The sequence below is a fragment of the Methylobacterium sp. Leaf361 genome (genome assembly GCF_001424445.1).
Taxonomy (GTDB): Bacteria; Pseudomonadota; Alphaproteobacteria; order Rhizobiales; family Beijerinckiaceae; genus Methylobacterium.
Map to the genome: position 1 here is coordinate 120941 of NZ_LMPY01000012.1, position 14743 is coordinate 135683.

At 71.9% G+C, this 14743-nt stretch carries 17 protein-coding genes and 2 pseudogenes; 9 read left to right on the forward strand and 10 right to left on the reverse strand.

Features of this window, described 5'->3' with window-relative positions:
* Positions 1-61 precede the first annotated feature (61 nt).
* Genes tolA through tolQ form a run of 3 tightly spaced genes read right to left on the reverse strand, consistent with a single transcriptional unit; the run spans position 62 to position 2590 of the window.
* Positions 62-1390: a cell envelope integrity protein TolA gene (gene tolA / locus ASG32_RS10110; RefSeq protein WP_056525312.1), complete on the reverse strand. Its 1329-nt coding sequence runs from the start codon at positions 1388-1390 to the stop codon at positions 62-64.
* 9 nt (positions 1391-1399) lie between these two features.
* Positions 1400-1846: an ExbD/TolR family protein gene (locus tag ASG32_RS10115; RefSeq protein WP_056525315.1), complete on the reverse strand. Its 447-nt coding sequence runs from the start codon at positions 1844-1846 to the stop codon at positions 1400-1402.
* 27 nt (positions 1847-1873) lie between these two features.
* Positions 1874-2590 (reverse strand): protein TolQ, encoded by a 717-nt coding sequence (gene tolQ / locus ASG32_RS10120; protein ID WP_012317751.1) that lies wholly within the window; start codon positions 2588-2590, stop codon positions 1874-1876.
* Positions 2591-2898: 308 nt separating this feature from the next.
* Here tolQ and ASG32_RS10125 point away from each other — a divergent pair, with 308 nt between their 5' ends.
* Entirely contained in the window at positions 2899-3687 is a 789-nt protein-coding gene (locus ASG32_RS10125; RefSeq protein WP_056525316.1) for an aldolase/citrate lyase family protein, read from the forward strand.
* A 3-nt stretch (positions 3688-3690) separates the two neighbouring features.
* Here ASG32_RS10125 and ybgC read toward each other — a convergent pair whose 3' ends face one another.
* The 5 genes and pseudogenes from ybgC to ASG32_RS32360 all read right to left on the reverse strand — a co-directional run.
* On the reverse strand, positions 3691-4143 hold the full coding sequence (gene ybgC, locus ASG32_RS10130) for a tol-pal system-associated acyl-CoA thioesterase (RefSeq protein ID WP_056525319.1): 453 nt from the start codon (positions 4141-4143) through the stop codon (positions 3691-3693).
* 90 nt (positions 4144-4233) lie between these two features.
* Positions 4234-4959: a DUF4142 domain-containing protein gene (locus ASG32_RS10135; RefSeq protein WP_042669273.1), complete on the reverse strand. Its 726-nt coding sequence runs from the start codon at positions 4957-4959 to the stop codon at positions 4234-4236.
* A gap of 367 nt (positions 4960-5326) precedes the next feature.
* The coding region (locus tag ASG32_RS34990) for a Holliday junction DNA helicase RuvB C-terminal domain-containing protein (RefSeq protein ID WP_280141569.1) at positions 5327-5509 on the reverse strand (183 nt) is incomplete at its 5' end.
* A gap of 1 nt (position 5510) precedes the next feature.
* Positions 5511-6425 (reverse strand): annotated as a pseudogene (locus tag ASG32_RS35790) (Holliday junction branch migration DNA helicase RuvB); the annotation flags it as partial.
* A 63-nt stretch (positions 6426-6488) separates the two neighbouring features.
* A pseudogene (locus ASG32_RS32360) lies at positions 6489-6809 on the reverse strand (AAA family ATPase); the annotation flags it as partial.
* Between the two features lie 306 nt (positions 6810-7115).
* On the opposite strand from ASG32_RS32360, the gene ASG32_RS10155 reads away from it, so the two are divergent.
* Complete coding sequence (locus ASG32_RS10155; protein ID WP_026605348.1) at positions 7116-7346, forward strand: hypothetical protein; 231 nt, start codon at positions 7116-7118, stop codon at positions 7344-7346.
* A 149-nt stretch (positions 7347-7495) separates the two neighbouring features.
* The gene (locus ASG32_RS10160; RefSeq protein WP_056525327.1) at positions 7496-7885 is read left to right on the forward strand and encodes a hypothetical protein; all 390 of its coding nucleotides are present in this window, start codon (positions 7496-7498) and stop codon (positions 7883-7885) included.
* Here the strand turns inward: ASG32_RS10160 and ASG32_RS10165 are convergent.
* Positions 7857-8213, reverse strand: coding sequence for a hypothetical protein (locus tag ASG32_RS10165; protein ID WP_056525330.1), 357 nt, complete (start codon positions 8211-8213; stop codon positions 7857-7859). The genes ASG32_RS10160 and ASG32_RS10165 overlap by 29 nt on opposite strands.
* Positions 8214-8287: 74 nt before the next feature.
* Here ASG32_RS10165 and ASG32_RS10170 point away from each other — a divergent pair, with 74 nt between their 5' ends.
* Together ASG32_RS10170 and ASG32_RS10175 are read left to right on the forward strand one after the other, a co-directional pair.
* Positions 8288-9184, forward strand: a complete 897-nt coding sequence (locus ASG32_RS10170; RefSeq protein ID WP_056525335.1) for a diguanylate cyclase — start codon at positions 8288-8290, stop codon at positions 9182-9184.
* A 212-nt stretch (positions 9185-9396) separates the two neighbouring features.
* Positions 9397-10083, forward strand: coding sequence for a response regulator transcription factor (locus ASG32_RS10175; RefSeq protein ID WP_020095849.1), 687 nt, complete (start codon positions 9397-9399; stop codon positions 10081-10083).
* A 35-nt stretch (positions 10084-10118) separates the two neighbouring features.
* Here the strand turns inward: ASG32_RS10175 and ASG32_RS10180 are convergent, their stop codons facing one another.
* Positions 10119-11330 (reverse strand): DNA topoisomerase IB, encoded by a 1212-nt coding sequence (locus tag ASG32_RS10180; RefSeq protein WP_056525338.1) that lies wholly within the window; start codon positions 11328-11330, stop codon positions 10119-10121.
* 137 nt (positions 11331-11467) lie between these two features.
* On the opposite strand from ASG32_RS10180, the gene ASG32_RS10185 reads away from it, so the two are divergent.
* From ASG32_RS10185 to ASG32_RS10200, 4 genes are all read left to right on the forward strand, one after another.
* The gene (locus ASG32_RS10185) at positions 11468-12631 is read left to right on the forward strand and encodes a glycosyltransferase (RefSeq protein ID WP_056525341.1); all 1164 of its coding nucleotides are present in this window, start codon (positions 11468-11470) and stop codon (positions 12629-12631) included.
* 2 nt (positions 12632-12633) lie between these two features.
* Positions 12634-13293 (forward strand): methyltransferase, encoded by a 660-nt coding sequence (locus tag ASG32_RS10190; RefSeq protein ID WP_056525344.1) that lies wholly within the window; start codon positions 12634-12636, stop codon positions 13291-13293.
* A gap of 184 nt (positions 13294-13477) precedes the next feature.
* Positions 13478-14044 carry an NAD(P)H-dependent oxidoreductase gene (locus tag ASG32_RS10195; RefSeq protein ID WP_056525347.1) on the forward strand — a complete coding sequence of 189 codons (567 nt, stop codon included), beginning with the start codon at positions 13478-13480 and terminating at the stop codon, positions 14042-14044.
* Positions 14045-14111: 67 nt separating this feature from the next.
* Positions 14112-14726: a cytochrome b gene (locus ASG32_RS10200; protein ID WP_056525349.1), complete on the forward strand. Its 615-nt coding sequence runs from the start codon at positions 14112-14114 to the stop codon at positions 14724-14726.
* The last annotated feature ends 17 nt before the right edge of the window (positions 14727-14743 follow it).

The window sequence follows — 14743 nt, forward strand, 5'->3', positions numbered from 1 at the left end:
GTCGGATCCGAGTGACGATCAGACGGGAACGCGGGGACGGCGGGACACTGGCTGGAAGACCTCAGGTCGCCGTGAACTCGAACTCCGCGTTGATGGCCTTCCAGTCGTTGTAGTACGGCGCGTAGGTGGCCGGAATGTTGTACGGCGCGCAGCGGCGGACCGCCCGGAGTGCGGCCTGCGCGATCGACTGGTCGACCGCGCTCGCCCCGCCGCGCATGATCCGCGGCTCCGTGCTGAGCGAGCCGTTCGGGTTCAGGCGGATGTCGAGCACCGGCAGGACCACGCCCTGGGCCGCGCCGGGGGGCGCCGAGTAGCACCGCTCGATCTGCTGCTGGAGCAGGCCGACCAGGGCGTCGCGCAGCGACGGCGAGAGGCGCTGCGCGTTGCCGGTCGCGGCGCCGAGCGCCGCCACCTTCTGCACCGCGTGGCCGGTGGCGCCGGTCGACTGCGACGGCGCCTTCGAGGCGAGCATCGAGCGGATGTCGCCGGCGTTGAACTTGTCGGCGAGTTCGGCCTGCTTGCGCGCCTTGGCCTCGGCATCGGCCTTGGCCTTCGCGTCCGCCATGGCCTTCGCCTTCGCCTTGGCGGCGGCCTCGGCTTTGGCGGCCGCCTCGGCCTTCGCGGCCTCAGCTTTCGCCTTGGCGGCGGCCTCCGCCTTCTCGCGCTCGGCTTCGGCCTTGGCCTCCGCGATCTCCTTCTGACGCTCGGCTTCGGCCTCGGCCTTGGCCTTCGCGTCGGCGGCCTTCTTGGCCGCTTCCTTGGCGGCTTCGGCCTTCTTCGCGGCGGCGGCCTTCTGGGCGGCCGCCGCGGCCTCGGCCTCCTGCTTCTCGATCAGCTTCTCGAGCTGCTCGCGCTTCTCGGCCTCGGCCTTCGCGACCGCCTCGGCCTTGGCCTTCGCCTCGGCCTTGGCGGCGGCAGCCTTCTCCGCGGCGGCCTTCTCGGCCGCTTTCTCGGCCGCCTTGGCGGCAGCCTTCTCGGCGTCGCGCTTCTCCTGCGCCGCCTTCTCCGCCGCCTTGGCGGCCTGGGCCGCCTCCTGCGGATCGGGCTCAGCGCGCAGCGGCATCTCGTCCGCGTTGGCGAGCTTCATCTCGGCCGTGCGGGTCGGGGCGGTCGGCGCGTCCTGCTTGGAATTCTCGGGCTCGCGGTCCTCGAACTTCTCGGCCTTGCGGTCGGCCCGCGAGGTGGCGTTCGGCATCGGCTTGTCGGCCTGACGCTCGCCCTTTGTGATCTCGGAGAACTGGTTCTCGGTGATCACCTCGACGGGCACGCCCTCCTGGGCCTCCGGCAGGGCCGGGGCCGCGACGCTGACCAGCGCCAGCGCGAGGAGCGCGACGTGGGTGCCGGCGGAGATCCAGACACCCGGTTCCTTGCGGTCGAAGCGGAACTCCACGGGACGGCCCTACTGATGCTCAGGCTCGGTGACGAGGGCGACCTTCTTGAAGCCGCCGCCGGTCACGATCGCCATCACCTGCGCCACGCGGCCGTAATCGACCCGCTTGTCGCCGCGCACGAAGACGCGCTCCTCGGTCCCGGACTTGGCAGTCTCCATGAGCTTCGGCACGATCGAGTCGTCGGTGAGCTCGTCCTCGCCGAGGAAGACCTGGCCGGTCTGGCGGATCGACAGGGTGATCGGCTTCACGTCGGAATTGAGCGGCGAGGCCTTGGATTGCGGCAGGTCGAGGGGCACGCCCACGGTCATCATCGGCGCCGCGACCATGAAGATGATCAGGAGCACGAGCACGACGTCGATGAACGGCGTCATGTTGATCTCGTTGATGGGTCCGCCGCGGCGGCCCCGGCGCCGGCGGCGCTTGCCGCCCTGCGATGCGCCCGCTGCCATGCCCATGGATCGGTCTCCTCTGGATCAGCCGGTTCAGGCGGCGAGCGGCAGGCGCTCGTCGATCTGGCGGGAGAGGATGGCGGAGAACTCGTCGGCGAAGCTCTCCAGCCGCGACTGCGCCTTGGAAACCTCGGCCTGGAGCTTGTTGTAGGCGAGCACCGCCGGGATCGCGGCGAACAGGCCGATGGCGGTGGCGAACAGCGCCTCGGCGATGCCGGGGGCGACGACCGCGAGCGAGGTGTTCTTCGAGGCCGCGATCGAGGTGAACGCGGTCATGATGCCCCAGACGGTGCCGAACAGGCCGATATACGGGCCGGCCGAGCCGATCGAGGCGAGGAACAGCAGGCGCGACTCGAGCCGCTCGACCTCGCGGTGGATGGTGACGTCGAGCTGCTTTTCGATGCGCTGCGACAGCGACTGGATCTGCCGACCGGAGCCCTCGAAGCTGCGCTTCCACTCGCGCATGGCGGCGACGAAGACAGCGGCGAGGCCCGTGGCCGGCCGGTCGTTGAACGAGCGGAACAGCTCCTCCAGGGAGCGGCCGGACCAGAAGGCGTCCTCGAACGCGTCCATCTCGGCCTTAGTCCGGCGGAACAGCAGCGTCTTGTCGACGATGATCGACCAGCACCAGATCGAGGCGCTGAGCAGCCCGATCATCACGATCTTCACGACGAAGTGGGCCTGCAGGAACAGGCCGAGCAGCGTCATGTCGGCGACAGGCGCGGCCTGCATCGCGTCGGCTGGGTTCATCCGTCGAGGTCTCCTGCTCCGGATCGCGATGCGCCGGGCGAGGCCCGCGTCCGTCGGATCCGTGAGCGATATCAACGCTGTCGCCCGCGAATCTGTCGAAAGTAAGGGCCGTCGACGGCCCCCGCGCCCCGCCGTGGCATCGCCTCCGTTAAGGGCGCGGCAGGGTTAAGGATCGGTTTCGATCCGGGCGATCCTGAGGCATGTGCCGCCGTCCGACGGGCCGTCCGGGCTGGACCTGCCGAAAGCGCCTCCCGTATGGTCGCGGCCCACGGCGCCGAGTCGACAGCCCTGAGATACGCAGGACGCGCATGACCCTCCCCGTTCCCAGCCTGCCCGATCTGCTGCCCACCGGCCCGGCCCGGTTCCTGGGCTGGTCCATGATCGCCGATCCGATGCTGGCCGGCTTCCTGGCGCGCGCCGGCTTCGACGCCGTCCTGCTGGATCAGCAGCACGGCACTTACGACTACAAGACGTCGTGTGCGGCGATCACCGAGGTCGCCCTCGCCGGCAAATCGACCCTGGTGCGCGTGCCGGTGGGCGACTTCGCCATGGTCTCGCGGATGCTCGACGCGGGCGCGGCCGGCGTCGTGGCGCCGATGATCAACACCGTCGCGGATGCCGAGGCCCTGGCCGCGGCCGCGAAATTCCCGCCGGTCGGGCAGCGGAGCTGGGGACCGGACCGGGCCATGTGGCTCTCGGGGCTCCGGAACGGCGCGGACTACCTCGCGGGCGCCAACGATCGGGCGCTCACGATCGCCATGTGCGAGACCGAGGCGGGGATCGCCGACCTGGAGGCGATCCTCGCCGTGCCGGGCATCGACGGCGTCCTGGTCGGCCCCGCCGACCTGTCGATCGCCCTGTCGAAGGGGGCGGCCATCGACCCGCTGGGATCGGCAGTCACGGCGGCCCTCGGGGAGATCGCGCGCAAGACCCGGGCGGCGGGCAAGATTCCCTGCGCCTTCGCGCCGTCGCCGGCGCGCGCCCGGGAGATGGTCGGGATGGGCTACCAGCTGGTCTCGGTCGAGTACGACGTGCTGACCATCGTCAACGCCTTCGCGCGGGTGCTCTGCGAGGCCGACCCGGCGCGGGCCGGCTGAGGTCTAGGCGGCCTCGCCGGGCGCGAGCCGCCGCCGCAGCGCGTCCGGGAGGCGGACGGCGCGGCTGTCCCGCACGCAGGCGACCGTGACCTCCGCGGAGACCAGCACTTCGTCGCCCCGTCGGACGTCCTGGGCGAGCTGCATCGAGGCGCCGCGCAGGGCGCGCGTGCGGGTCACGACGGTCAGCAGGTCGTCCATCCGGGCCGGCCGGAGGAAATCGAGGCTCATGCGCCGCACCACGAAGACGAGGCCGCGTGCGTCGCGGTGCAGGTCCGACTGGTCGCCGGCGAGTTCCCGCAGCAATTCGGTGCGGCCGCGCTCGAGGAAGCGCAGGTAGCTGGCGTGGTAGACGAAGCCGGAGAAGTCTGTGTCTTCGTAGTAGACGCGCACGCCCATCCGGTGGTGCGGGGCACCGTCCTCCGCGGGTCCGTCACTGGCGGGCTCGATCGCGCTCATGCGCCCCTTTAGCGACGGGCGGTGCGACGGCGCAACACGACGAGGGCCGCCCTGGGGCGGCCCTCGCGCAGATCACGCCATGCGCGGCGCTCAGCCGCCGATGCGGGCCGCGAGGCTCGCCGAGTGGGCGTGCTCGTCGGCGATGTAGGGCAGGGCCTCGGTGGCGAACTTGCGGCCCTGGGCGTTGTCGCCCTGCTTGGCGTAGGCGTCGTAGAGCGCCAGGGTGCGGGCGTCCGAGCGGGCCTGCTGGTCGATGTAGGTCCGGTCGAAGGCCCGGCCGTTCGGGGCCGCCTGGAGCTGCGCCAGACGCGCTTGTCCGCGCTCGCCGAGGGCCACGCGGCGGCCCGGTTCGGCCGGGCTGTTGTCGACGATGCCGACCGCGCCGAGGGCGCCGCCGACGATGCCGGTGCCGATGTTGGCGGCCACCGTCACCGGCGCGAGCACCAGGCCGACCGGGTTGCTCAGGTCGGTGCGGATGCCCTGGTTGTCGGAGACCACCGAGCCGTTGCGGGTGAGGGAGGTGTTCGGCGGCAGCAGCGCGTCGGTGGTCGCCTTGCGCTCGACGAGGACGCGGTTGGCGTAGTTGCGGACCCGGGGGTTGCGCGACCGCTGGAGGGCGATCCGGCTCGCCTCGATGCTGGCGGCGTCCGAACGCAGCGCCTCGGCCCGGAAGGCGGGCGTCTCGGTCGCGGCGGCGCCGACGCCGTCCTGATTGGCGAAGGGCAGCACGCGGATCGGCAGGGCGTCCTGCGCGAAGGCGGGCGCCGAGATGGCGGCGACGGACAGGCCGAGCACGGCGAGCGTGAGTTTCTTCATGGCGGAAGTTTATCCCTGACGTTGTTCTTGAGATCGCGAAGATCTGCCGCGATCGGAGGGCAGGACCCTGATCGGGACAGCCTTGCCGGCGCCGAGCGAACCCGGCGCGGTCGCCTCCCCAACTGTCGCGTTTCGGCGCTGTTCCACGCACTCCGGCAGTTTTTACACGTACGTGATCGGCGAGACGCCCGCCTAAGCTTGGCAATATTGTTTCGAGACCGTCGAAAAAACGGCTGTTCCGGCAGCGACTTGCCGAGGTCGCGACGCGGAACCCACCATGGCGCTGCGCGCAGCACCGCCCGTCCGGAGCATGTCCCCGGTGAAATGCTGGTCCGAATTCAATGCATGGAGACGCGTTGACCGGTCCTCAGGGCTCTCCGTCACCGAAGAAGCCGAACTGCCCGGGCGTCTCGCGCTTCGGTTCCGGCATCTGCATGTGCCGGTAGGCGTGCCGGGTGAGGACGCGTCCGCGGGGTGTGCGCTGCACGAAGCCGCGCTGGATCAGGTAGGGCTCGATGATGTCCTCGATCGCGTCCCGCGGCTCCGACAGNCGGGTGAGGACGCGTCCGCGGGGTGTGCGCTGCACGAAGCCGCGCTGGATCAGGTAGGGCTCGATGATGTCCTCGATCGCGTCCCGCGGCTCCGACAGCGCCGCCCCGATCGTCTCGATGCCCACCGGCCCGCCCCCGAACGAACGCGCGATCAGGCTCAGGTACTTGCGGTCCATCACGTCGAGACCTGCCCCGTCCACGTCCAAGAGCTGCAGCGCCCGGTCGGCGATCGCCCGCGTCACCGTCTCGGCCTCCGCCACCACCGCGAAGTCCCGCACCCGCCGCAAGAGCCGCCCSGCGATCCGCGGCGTGCCCCGCGCCCGACGGGCGATCTCGTTGGCSCCCTCCGCCGACATGCCCAGACCCAGCACCCGCGCGCCGCGCGCCACGATCTGCTCCAGCTCGTCGATCTCGTAGAACTCCAGCCGGATCGGGATGCCGAACCGGTCGCGCAGCGGCGTCGTCAGCAGCCCCGCTCGCGTCGTGGCGCCGACCAGCGTGAACTTCGGCAGCTCGATCTTGACCGAGCGCGCCGCCGGATTGGCGATCGATTCGCAGAAGATCGCCTTGGTGCGCGGCGTGATCGCGGATCGGGATCCCGAACCGGTCGCGCAGCGGCGTCGTCAGCAGCCCCGCTCGCGTCGTGGCGCCGACCAGCGTGAACTTCGGCAGCTCGATCTTGACCGAGCGCGCCGCCGGGCCCTCGCCGATGATCAGGTCGAGCTGGTAATCCTCCATGGCCGGGTAGAGGATCTCCTCGACCGCCGGGTTGAGCCGGTGGATCTCGTCGATGAACAGGACGTCGCGCTCCTCCAGGTTGGTGAGCTGGGCGGCCAGATCCCCGGCCTTGGCGATCACCGGCCCGGAGGTCGAGCGGAAGTTCACGCCGAGTTCGCGCGCCACGATCTGCGCCAGCGTGGTCTTGCCGAGCCCGGGCGTGACCCTTTGGGGCCATAGCTCAGCTGGGAGAGCGCGTGNCTCCAGGTTGGTGAGCTGGGCGGCCAGATCCCCGGCCTTGGCGATCACCGGCCCGGAGGTCGAGCGGAAGTTCACGCCGAGTTCGCGCGCCACGATCTGGGCGAGCGTGGTCTTGCCGAGCCCGGGCGGCCCGACGAACAGCACGTGGTCGAGCGCCTGCCCAGTCTTCCTCGCCGCCTCGATGAACACCTGCATGTTCGCCCGCGCCGCGCGCTGACCGATGAACTCGGCAAGGCTCAGGGGGCGGATCGTCTGATCGACGTCCTCGGTGCGCTTCTCCGGTGTCAGGAGCGCGTTGGTCGGAGGCTTCGACTTGCTCATGAACCCTGCTTCGTGGACCGTGCCGCGGCCCGCGATGGGCGGTCTCGCAGGACGGCTGGGCACCGGCGCGTCCGGTTTTGTTCTTCCTTACCCGTGAAAGCCGGGAAGTCTAAGCGCCGCGGCCGGGCAAGGTGGCCAAGTGTCGTGGCCAGGTGTCGTGGCCGGGCGTCAGCCCGTGTGGCGCCACCGGCGATGTGAGCGAGCGCACGGGCCGTCGCGATCGACGCAACCGGGATGCAACCGAACCGCCGGCCCGCGCATTCCTGGACCAAACCTCCAAGCATGGCCGCAGGGCGCTTCTCCCCGATGAAACTCCGTACGATCGCTGCCGCCGCAGCCGGCACCGTCATGCTCGCCGTTCCGCTCGCGGCTCAGGCCGCCAACGGTCCGGCCGAGACCAAGGTCGCCGAGGCCAACCCGCAGGTCCATCCCGTATCGGCGGAGCGGGAGGACGACGTCACCTGCAGCCGGGCCCGCCGCCGTCTGTGGATCGAGGGCGAGGGCTGGGTGGTCCGGCGGATCACCACCTGCCGCTGACCGGTGCGCACCCGGGGGCCGATCGGCTGGGCATGACGGGACCGTTACGCACTCTGCGCGACTGGAGACGCGGAACGGCCAATGATCCGGTCTGTTGGCCCAGCACCCGGAGCGCACCGCGCCCGCCGACACCCCTCGGAGCCGGACCCATGGCCAACCGGACGATCGTGACCCTGCTCGCTCTGGCGGCGGCGGCGCCCGCGTCGGCGCAGACCTTCCGGAGCGCTGATCCCTACGCTCCGGTCGCCTACGCGCCCGGTTACGCCGCCGATCCGGGCTTTGCCGGCGAGTTCGTGCGGGGCACCTATATCGGCGCCCCGCTGACCCGCGTGCCGCGCCCGACCCAGATCGTGCCCACGCCCTGGAGCTACGGCACCTACGGCGTCCCGACGGTGACCGGCATCCCGGCCGCTCCGGCGGCCGAGCCGACCCTGACGGTGATCAACGCCGCCCCCTACGGCCGCCGCGGCGCGCGCGCCGTCGGGGCCGACCCGGTCGCGGGGGCCCGGGTCATCGCGGTTCAGGTTCCCCGGCGCTGAGCGCCGCGAACCACGCCGCGTAGGGCGTGTTGCGGACGAGGTGCCGGTTGAGGTCGGGCGCGCCGTCCGTCCACCAGACCGGGCCGCGCTCGCCGAGTCCGACCTTCGCCGCATCGACCTCGGCCCTGGCGGCGGCGAGCGCCTCCGCGGCGCCCGGCTCGTCCGCGCGCTCGGCCCGCTTGGCCTCCTTCACGCCCCGGCGCGCCGCCATCAGGCGCTGCACCAGCGCGGCCCGACAGGTTTCCGACAGGTCGGGATTCGCGCGGCGCCACAGACGCGCCCGGACAACGATATAGCGCCGATCCGGAGTGGTAATGGCCACGCTCATACCGGGGTTCAGCTCCGTTGGGGGGCGGTTAAGCCTTCCAGCTTACACCGCGGATATCGGGTGCGGGTCACGCCATGCAGATCGTCATCGTCGACTCGAGCCGCGTCGTGCTGCAGATCATCGCGTCCCTGATCGAGCCGCGCGGCCACGCGGTGCACCCGTTCACGGATTCGGAGCGGGCGCTGGAGTTCCTGGCGGCGACGCCCGCGGTCCGGGTCCTCATCACCAGCCTGGAGGTGCGGCCGCTCTGCGGGCTCGAGCTCTGCTGGTCGGCCCGGCTCCTCGCCGAATCCCGCGGGCCGCTGCACGTCATCACCATGTCGTCGGCCCGCAACGTCCGCAGCCTGGCCGAGGCTCTCGACAGCGGCGCCGACGACTTCATCGAGAAGCCGCCGAGCGCCGAGGAGCTGAACGCGCGCCTGCGCGCGGCCGAGCGCCTGACCACCATGCAGGAGGAGCTGATCCGCCTCGCCGAGACGGACCCGCTGACCGGCTCCTACAACCGGCGTGCCTTCTTCAAGCGCGCGCGGGCCGCCGCGGCGCGAGACCCGAGACCGGGCGCCGTCTCGGCGATCCTCCTCGACATCGATCACTTCAAGCGCATCAACGACGAGCACGGGCACGATGTCGGCGACGTGGCGATCAAGGCCGTGGCCGAGTTGATCGCCGGTGCCGGGATCGCGGGACGCCTCGGCGGCGAGGAATTCGCCGTCATCCTGCCCGGCCACGGGCTCGCGGAGGCCGTGGCGCAGGCCGAGCGCCTGCGCGCCGACGTCCAGGCCCTGCGGATCAGCGGGGCGCGGGGTCCGATCGCGCTGAGCTGCAGCTTCGGCGTCAGCACGTGGTGCGACGGCGACAGCGTCGAGGCCCTGGTCAAGCGGGCCGATGTCGCGCTCTACGCGGCGAAGGGCGGCGGCCGGAACCGGGTGGTGCCGGATCAGAGCGAGGCTATCCGCGCCGTCGCGGGCTGAACCGGACCGCCCGTCCCGGATCGGCACAGTCCGTCGAGCGGTGTCCCACCGTCGTCCCAGATCGGCGCATTGATTCGCCGAGTATCCGTTTCTGGGGAGCGATTCGGCCAATATAAAGCTTAATATTCGCGAGTTGTTGCTGGAACGGATCTTGGAACTTCGCCTTCGATCCCGGCCGCCTGTATCAAGCCGGGAGAGAGAGGTGCGAGGTCATGAGTACGGCCGTTGGCGTCCTGATCCTGGATGAGCCGGAGGACCTGAGCGCGACGGTTCGCGCCACCCTCGAGCACATGCCCGAATTCCACACCATCGGCGAGGCAGATCTCGACCGCGCCGACGCCGGCAGCAGCGTCGCCTTGGTCTTCCTCGACGAGATCCGGCTGGCCGACGGGATCGCCCGCATCGTCGCCTTGAAGGAGCGCCAGCCGGCGCTCCGCACGCTGGTCGCCTTCGGCGCGCTGACGGCGGACGACCTCCGCGCCCTGCTGGCCGCCGGCGCCGACGCCTTCGTGGCGCGCTCCAAGTCGCCGCGGGACCTCGGCGCGGCGCTGCTCGCCCTGGCGGAAGGCTCGGACGTGCTGGTCCCGCCGGAGCAGCCTGTGGCGATGCCGCCGGAGGCGGGCGAGAGCCTCGGGCTGACGCCCCGCGAGGCCGAGGTGCTGCGCTTCCTGAGTTCCGGGTTCAGCAACAAGGAGGTCGCGCGGCGGCTGGCGCTCAGCGTGCGCACGGTGGAGACCCACCGGCTCAACCTGCGGCGCAAGACCCAGACCGGCCGGCTCAAGGACCTGGTCTCTCTGGCCCGCCAGCTCGGCCTGGCCCCCGTGGTCGATTCCAGCGATCAGGTTCGGCGCGGCACCGACAACCGGTCCTCGGGCAACGACAACCAGTCCCGGCACTGAGAGGGGGATCGGGCGGTCTCGGCGAGACCGCCCCCCTAAGCGGCCGCGGCCGCCTTCCGGGCACCGGACGCGCGCTTGGCTGCCGTCCCGCTCTTGGACCGCTCTGGCGTCTTCGCCCCGCGTTTCCGAGCGGCCGCCGGCTTGACCCGACCTCCGGCCTTGACGGCGTCCTCGGCGGCGGAGAGGCGCGCCTGCAGGAGTCCCAGCACCGCCGCCTCCTCGGGCCGCAGGCTCGACAGGTCCTCGCTCAGCTCCGATTCGACCGCGTCCTTCACCTGCAGGAGCAGGCCGCCCTCCAGGTAGCAGTCGAGGATCTGCGGGTGGATGTAGCACTTGCGGCAGATCGTCGGCGTGTTGCCGAGGCGGCCCGCGACGTTCTCGATGGCCGCGCGGATGTTGCGCTTGGCTCCGGCCTCGCTGTCGAAGCTCTCGAACTCCCGCAGCGCCAGCGCCGCCAGCACCGTGCCGGCCCAGGTCCGAAAATCCTTGGCGGTGAAGTCCTCGCCGGTGATCTCACGCAGGTACGCGTTCACGTCCGAGGAGGTGACGTCGCGCTGGGTGCCGTCCGGGTCGAGATACTGGAACAGCTCCTGGCCCGGCAGGTCCTGGCAGGCCTTGACGATCCGGGCGACCCGCCGGTCCTTCAGCGACACGTCCCAGGTCTTGCCGCTCTTGCCCTTGAAGCGGAACGACAGGGCCGAACCCTCGACCCGGACGTGGGGATCGCGCAGGGTCGTCAGGCCGTAGCTCTTGTTGGTCCGCGCGTAATCGTCGTTGCCGACGCGGATCAGCGTGGTCTCGAGCAGGTGGACCACGGTGGCCAGCACCTTGTCGCGGGGCAGGCCCGGCCGCCTCATGTCGGCGTCGACGCGCCGGCGAATGCCCGGCAGCGCGTCCGCGAAGGCCATGATCCGCGAGAACTTGTTCGCCTCCCGCGCCTGCCGGAAATCCGGGTGGTAGCGGTACTGCTTGCGCCCCTTAGCGTCGCGGCCCGTCGCCTGGATGTGGCCGTTGCGGCGCGGGCAGATCCAGACATCCGTGTAGGCCGGCGGGATCGCGAGGCCGCGGATGCGGGCCAGCACGGCCCTGTCGCGCACCGGCGCGCCCTTCGCGTCGCAGTAGCGGAAGCCGGTGCCGCTGCGGCGGCGGGTCAGCCCGGGCCGGCCGTCATCGACGTAGACGAGCCCGGCCTCCTCGGCCGCGGCGCGGAGGTCTCCGCCGCTCTCCGCCGTCTCGACGCACGCCATGAACAGCCCCTCCCATCGACGCCGCCGGGCTGCCTCGCCCGGCGAGAAGGCCTTGGACAACCGGCGGCACGGGATCGCCGTTCCGGGCCTGCACATCCGTCGCAGGACGGGCCCCGCCGCCGTGCTAGAGGGAACGGATGCAGTCCGATGCCGAACCCGGGAACCTGCCCGTTCCGATGCGCCGCCTGGTCTTCGTGGTGACCGAGGACTGGTTCTTCGCCTCGCATTTCCTGCCGATGGCCCGCGCCGCCGTCGGCATGGGTCTCTCGGTCGCCGTGGTGACGCGGGTCCGCCTCCACCGGGCCGCCATCGAGGCGACCGGCGCGCAGGTCGTCAACCTGGAGGCCGAGCGGGCGAGCCTCAACCCGATGGCCGCGGGCTACGCGGCCGGGCAGCTCGCGGCGATCCTCAAGGCGCTGAAGGCCGACATCGTCCACTGCATCGCCCTGCGCGGCATCCTGGTCGGCGGCACGGCCGCCGCCATGGCGGGCATCCCGTCTCGCGTCTTCGCCCTGACCGGCCTCGGCCTCGTCGGCGCCCGGAGCGACCGCCTCGGCCGGGCGGCACGCCTCGCCCTGCGGGCGCTGATCCGGGGGCCGCTGGCCTCGTCGCGGACGCGCTTCCTCTTCGAGAACCCCGACGACGCCCTGGCCCTGGGCCTGGACCCGCTCGACCGGTCGGTGACCGTGGTGGGCGGCGCCGGCGTCGATCCCGCGATCCTCGTCCCGCAGCCGCTGCCGCCGATGCCGCCGCTGCGGGTGGCCGTCGTCGCCCGGATGCTGTGGTCGAAGGGGATCGACGTCGCCGTCGAGGCCGTCCGCCTCGCCCGGAGCCAGGGCGCGCCGGTGGAGCTGGCGCTGTACGGCGCGCCGGACCCGTCGAACCGGCGGGCGATCGGCGCCGACACCCTGCGCGCCTGGAGCCGCGACGGCATCGTCTGGCACGGGCCGACGACCGACGTCGCGGGGGTCTGGGCCGGCCACCACGTCGCCTGCCTGCCCTCGCGCGGCGGGGAGGGCCTGCCGCGGACGCTGCTGGAGGCCGCCGCCTGCGGCCGGGCGCTGGTCGCGTCCGACGTCCCGGGCTGCCGCAGCCTCGTGCGCGACGGCGTCGAGGGCCTGCTCGTTCCCCCGGACGACGCGCCGGCTCTGGCCGCCGCGCTGGCGCGCCTGAGCGGCGATGCCGGTCTCGTCGCCGGCCTGGGCGCGGCCGCGCGGGCGCGGATCGAGACCGGGGGCTTCACCGAGACCGCGGTGACCGACCAGGTCCGCGCCGTGTGGCGCGACCTGCTGGAGGCCTGACCGTGCGCGCACCGGACGATCCCGCCGGCTTCATCCGCGACAACACCCGCCTGCTGCCCGTCCCCCACGCGCCCGAGATCCGCCTGCACGTCGCCGACGAGGCGACCGATCTCTGGCAGCGGACCGAGGAGGAGTTGCAGGCGATCGGGCTGCCGCCGCCGTTCTGGGCGTTCGCCTGGGCGGGCGGCCAGGCGCTCGCCCGCTACGTCCTCGACAACCCGGACGTCGCGGACGGCGCGCGCGCGGTGGATTTCGCCTCGGGGTCCGGCCTCGTCGCGATCGCGGCGGCCCGCGCCGGGGCGCGCCACGTCGTCGCCAGCGACCTCGACCCCTTCGCCGTCGCGGCGATCGGGCTGAACGCCGCGGCCAACGGCGTCGGCGACCGCGTCGCCGCGATCGCCGACGATCTCCTCGCCACGGATCCCCGGGCCGACCTCGTCCTGGCGGCCGACGTGTTCTACGAGCGCGACCTCGCCGAGGCCGTGACCGCCTGGCTCGTTCGCCTGCAAGCGCGCGGCGTCACCGTGCTGATCGGCGATCCGGGCCGCACCTACCTTCCGCGGGACCGCCTCGACTGCCTCGCGACCTACGAGGTTCCGGTCTCGCGCGCGCTGGAGGATTCCGAGATCAAGCGCAGCCACGTCTGGCGGCTCCGCGGATGACGGATCCGCCGAGACGGTCCCGCCGAACCGCCGCCCGCGCGGCCGCGCCGAGGCTTTATCCGGCGCGGGAATGCGTTACCGTCGAATCGACCCGCGTCGCGTGCCGCGCATGCGCCAGGGTGTTCGGAGTCCCGGATCAGGGCGTGCTGCGGCGGAAGGTTTCGTGGTGAGTGTCGAGTCGAGTGTGAAGCCCAGCCGTGCCCGCGTCGTCGCCTTCTCGGGCAGCGCCAAGCGACCCTCGCGCACCCGCATCCTGGTCGAGGCCCTCGGCGCCGAACTCGGTCGCCTGCGCGGGATCGACCTCGCCGTGTACGACCTGATGGATGCCGGCCCGGGCCTCGGCGCGACGCAGCGGGACGACCTCTCGGCGCCCGCCGCGCGCCTCGTCGAGGCGATCGAGGCGGCGGACGCGCTGATCGTCGGGACGCCTGTCTACCAGGGCGGCTATGCCGGGCTGTTCAAACACGTCTTCGACTTCGTCGACCCGGCCCGGATGATCGGCATGCCGGTGGCGCTGACCGCCACGGGCGGGGGCCTGCGCCACGCCCTGGTGGTCGAGCACGGGCTCCGACCCCTGTTCGGCTTCTTCGCGGCCCACGTCGCGCCGACCTCGGTCTATGCCGGGTCGGACGACCTGGTGGACGGCCGCATCGTCGACGAGACCGTGGCGATCCGGCTGCGCGCCGCGGCCACGGAACTCGCCGCCTTGCTCGACGTGTCGCGGGCGACCGCGACCGGCGTATCCGTCTGACGGGAGACTATTCCGGCCGGAGGCGGGCCCTAGATCGCAGAGGGACCACGCTCTTCCGCGAGGGATCATGTCAGGCTCTCCGCTCACGGCCGGCAAGGCGCCGACCGCGCTGCCCGCCACCTACGTCACGGCATCCGGACTGCCGCGCTACCACCCGGTCTCGCAGGCGCTGCACTGGCTGAACGCCGCCCTCGTCCTGGCGGTGCTGCCGCTGGCCTGGGTCGCGATCAGCCTGCCGCCGACGCCCGCCAAGGGCAGCATGTTCGTGCTGCACAAGTCGGTCGGCCTGACGATCCTGGCGATCGTGGTCGTGCGGATCCTCTGGCGGATGATCCGGCCCGCGCCGCCGGACCCGCAGGCGCCCCGGCTGCTGACGCTGATCGGGCGCATCAACCATTTCCTGCTCTACGCGATCTTCCTGATCATGCCGATCAGCGGCTACCTGCTCAGCGCGCTGTCCGGGCGCGACACGCCGTATTTCTGGCTGTTCACGATCCCGGGACTGCCGAAGGACGACGCGACGCAGAAGATCTTCGAGTCGATCCACGTGTTCGGCCAGTGGCTCGTCTACGCCCTGGTCCTGCTGCACGTCGCCGGCACGGCGTGGCACTTGGTCATCCGCCGCGACGGTCTGCTGGAGCGGATGCTGCCGGTCCAGGACGGGCGCGGCTCGTCGCGCTGACGCGCCCGTCATCGAGC

Bases quoted from the DNA above. Each gene is read 5' to 3' on its own strand.
- ASG32_RS10155 (WP_026605348.1), top strand. From the start codon at position 7,116: ATGAAACTCCGTACGATCGCTGCCGCCGCAGCCGGCACCGTCATGCTC.
- ASG32_RS10185 (WP_056525341.1), top strand. From the start codon at position 11,468: ATGCAGTCCGATGCCGAACCCGGGAACCTGCCCGTTCCGATGCGCCGC.
- ybgC (WP_056525319.1), bottom strand. From the start codon at position 4,143: ATGAGCGCGATCGAGCCCGCCAGTGACGGACCCGCGGAGGACGGTGCC.
- ASG32_RS10175 (WP_020095849.1), top strand. From the start codon at position 9,397: ATGAGTACGGCCGTTGGCGTCCTGATCCTGGATGAGCCGGAGGACCTG.
- ASG32_RS10125 (WP_056525316.1), top strand. From the start codon at position 2,899: ATGACCCTCCCCGTTCCCAGCCTGCCCGATCTGCTGCCCACCGGCCCG.
- ASG32_RS10135 (WP_042669273.1), bottom strand. From the start codon at position 4,959: ATGAAGAAACTCACGCTCGCCGTGCTCGGCCTGTCCGTCGCCGCCATC.
- ASG32_RS10180 (WP_056525338.1), bottom strand. From the start codon at position 11,330: ATGGCGTGCGTCGAGACGGCGGAGAGCGGCGGAGACCTCCGCGCCGCG.
- ASG32_RS10115 (WP_056525315.1), bottom strand. From the start codon at position 1,846: ATGGGCATGGCAGCGGGCGCATCGCAGGGCGGCAAGCGCCGCCGGCGC.
- ASG32_RS10200 (WP_056525349.1), top strand. From the start codon at position 14,112: ATGTCAGGCTCTCCGCTCACGGCCGGCAAGGCGCCGACCGCGCTGCCC.
- tolQ (WP_012317751.1), bottom strand. From the start codon at position 2,590: ATGAACCCAGCCGACGCGATGCAGGCCGCGCCTGTCGCCGACATGACG.
- ASG32_RS10165 (WP_056525330.1), bottom strand. From the start codon at position 8,213: ATGAGCGTGGCCATTACCACTCCGGATCGGCGCTATATCGTTGTCCGG.
- ASG32_RS10170 (WP_056525335.1), top strand. From the start codon at position 8,288: ATGCAGATCGTCATCGTCGACTCGAGCCGCGTCGTGCTGCAGATCATC.
- ASG32_RS10160 (WP_056525327.1), top strand. From the start codon at position 7,496: ATGGCCAACCGGACGATCGTGACCCTGCTCGCTCTGGCGGCGGCGGCG.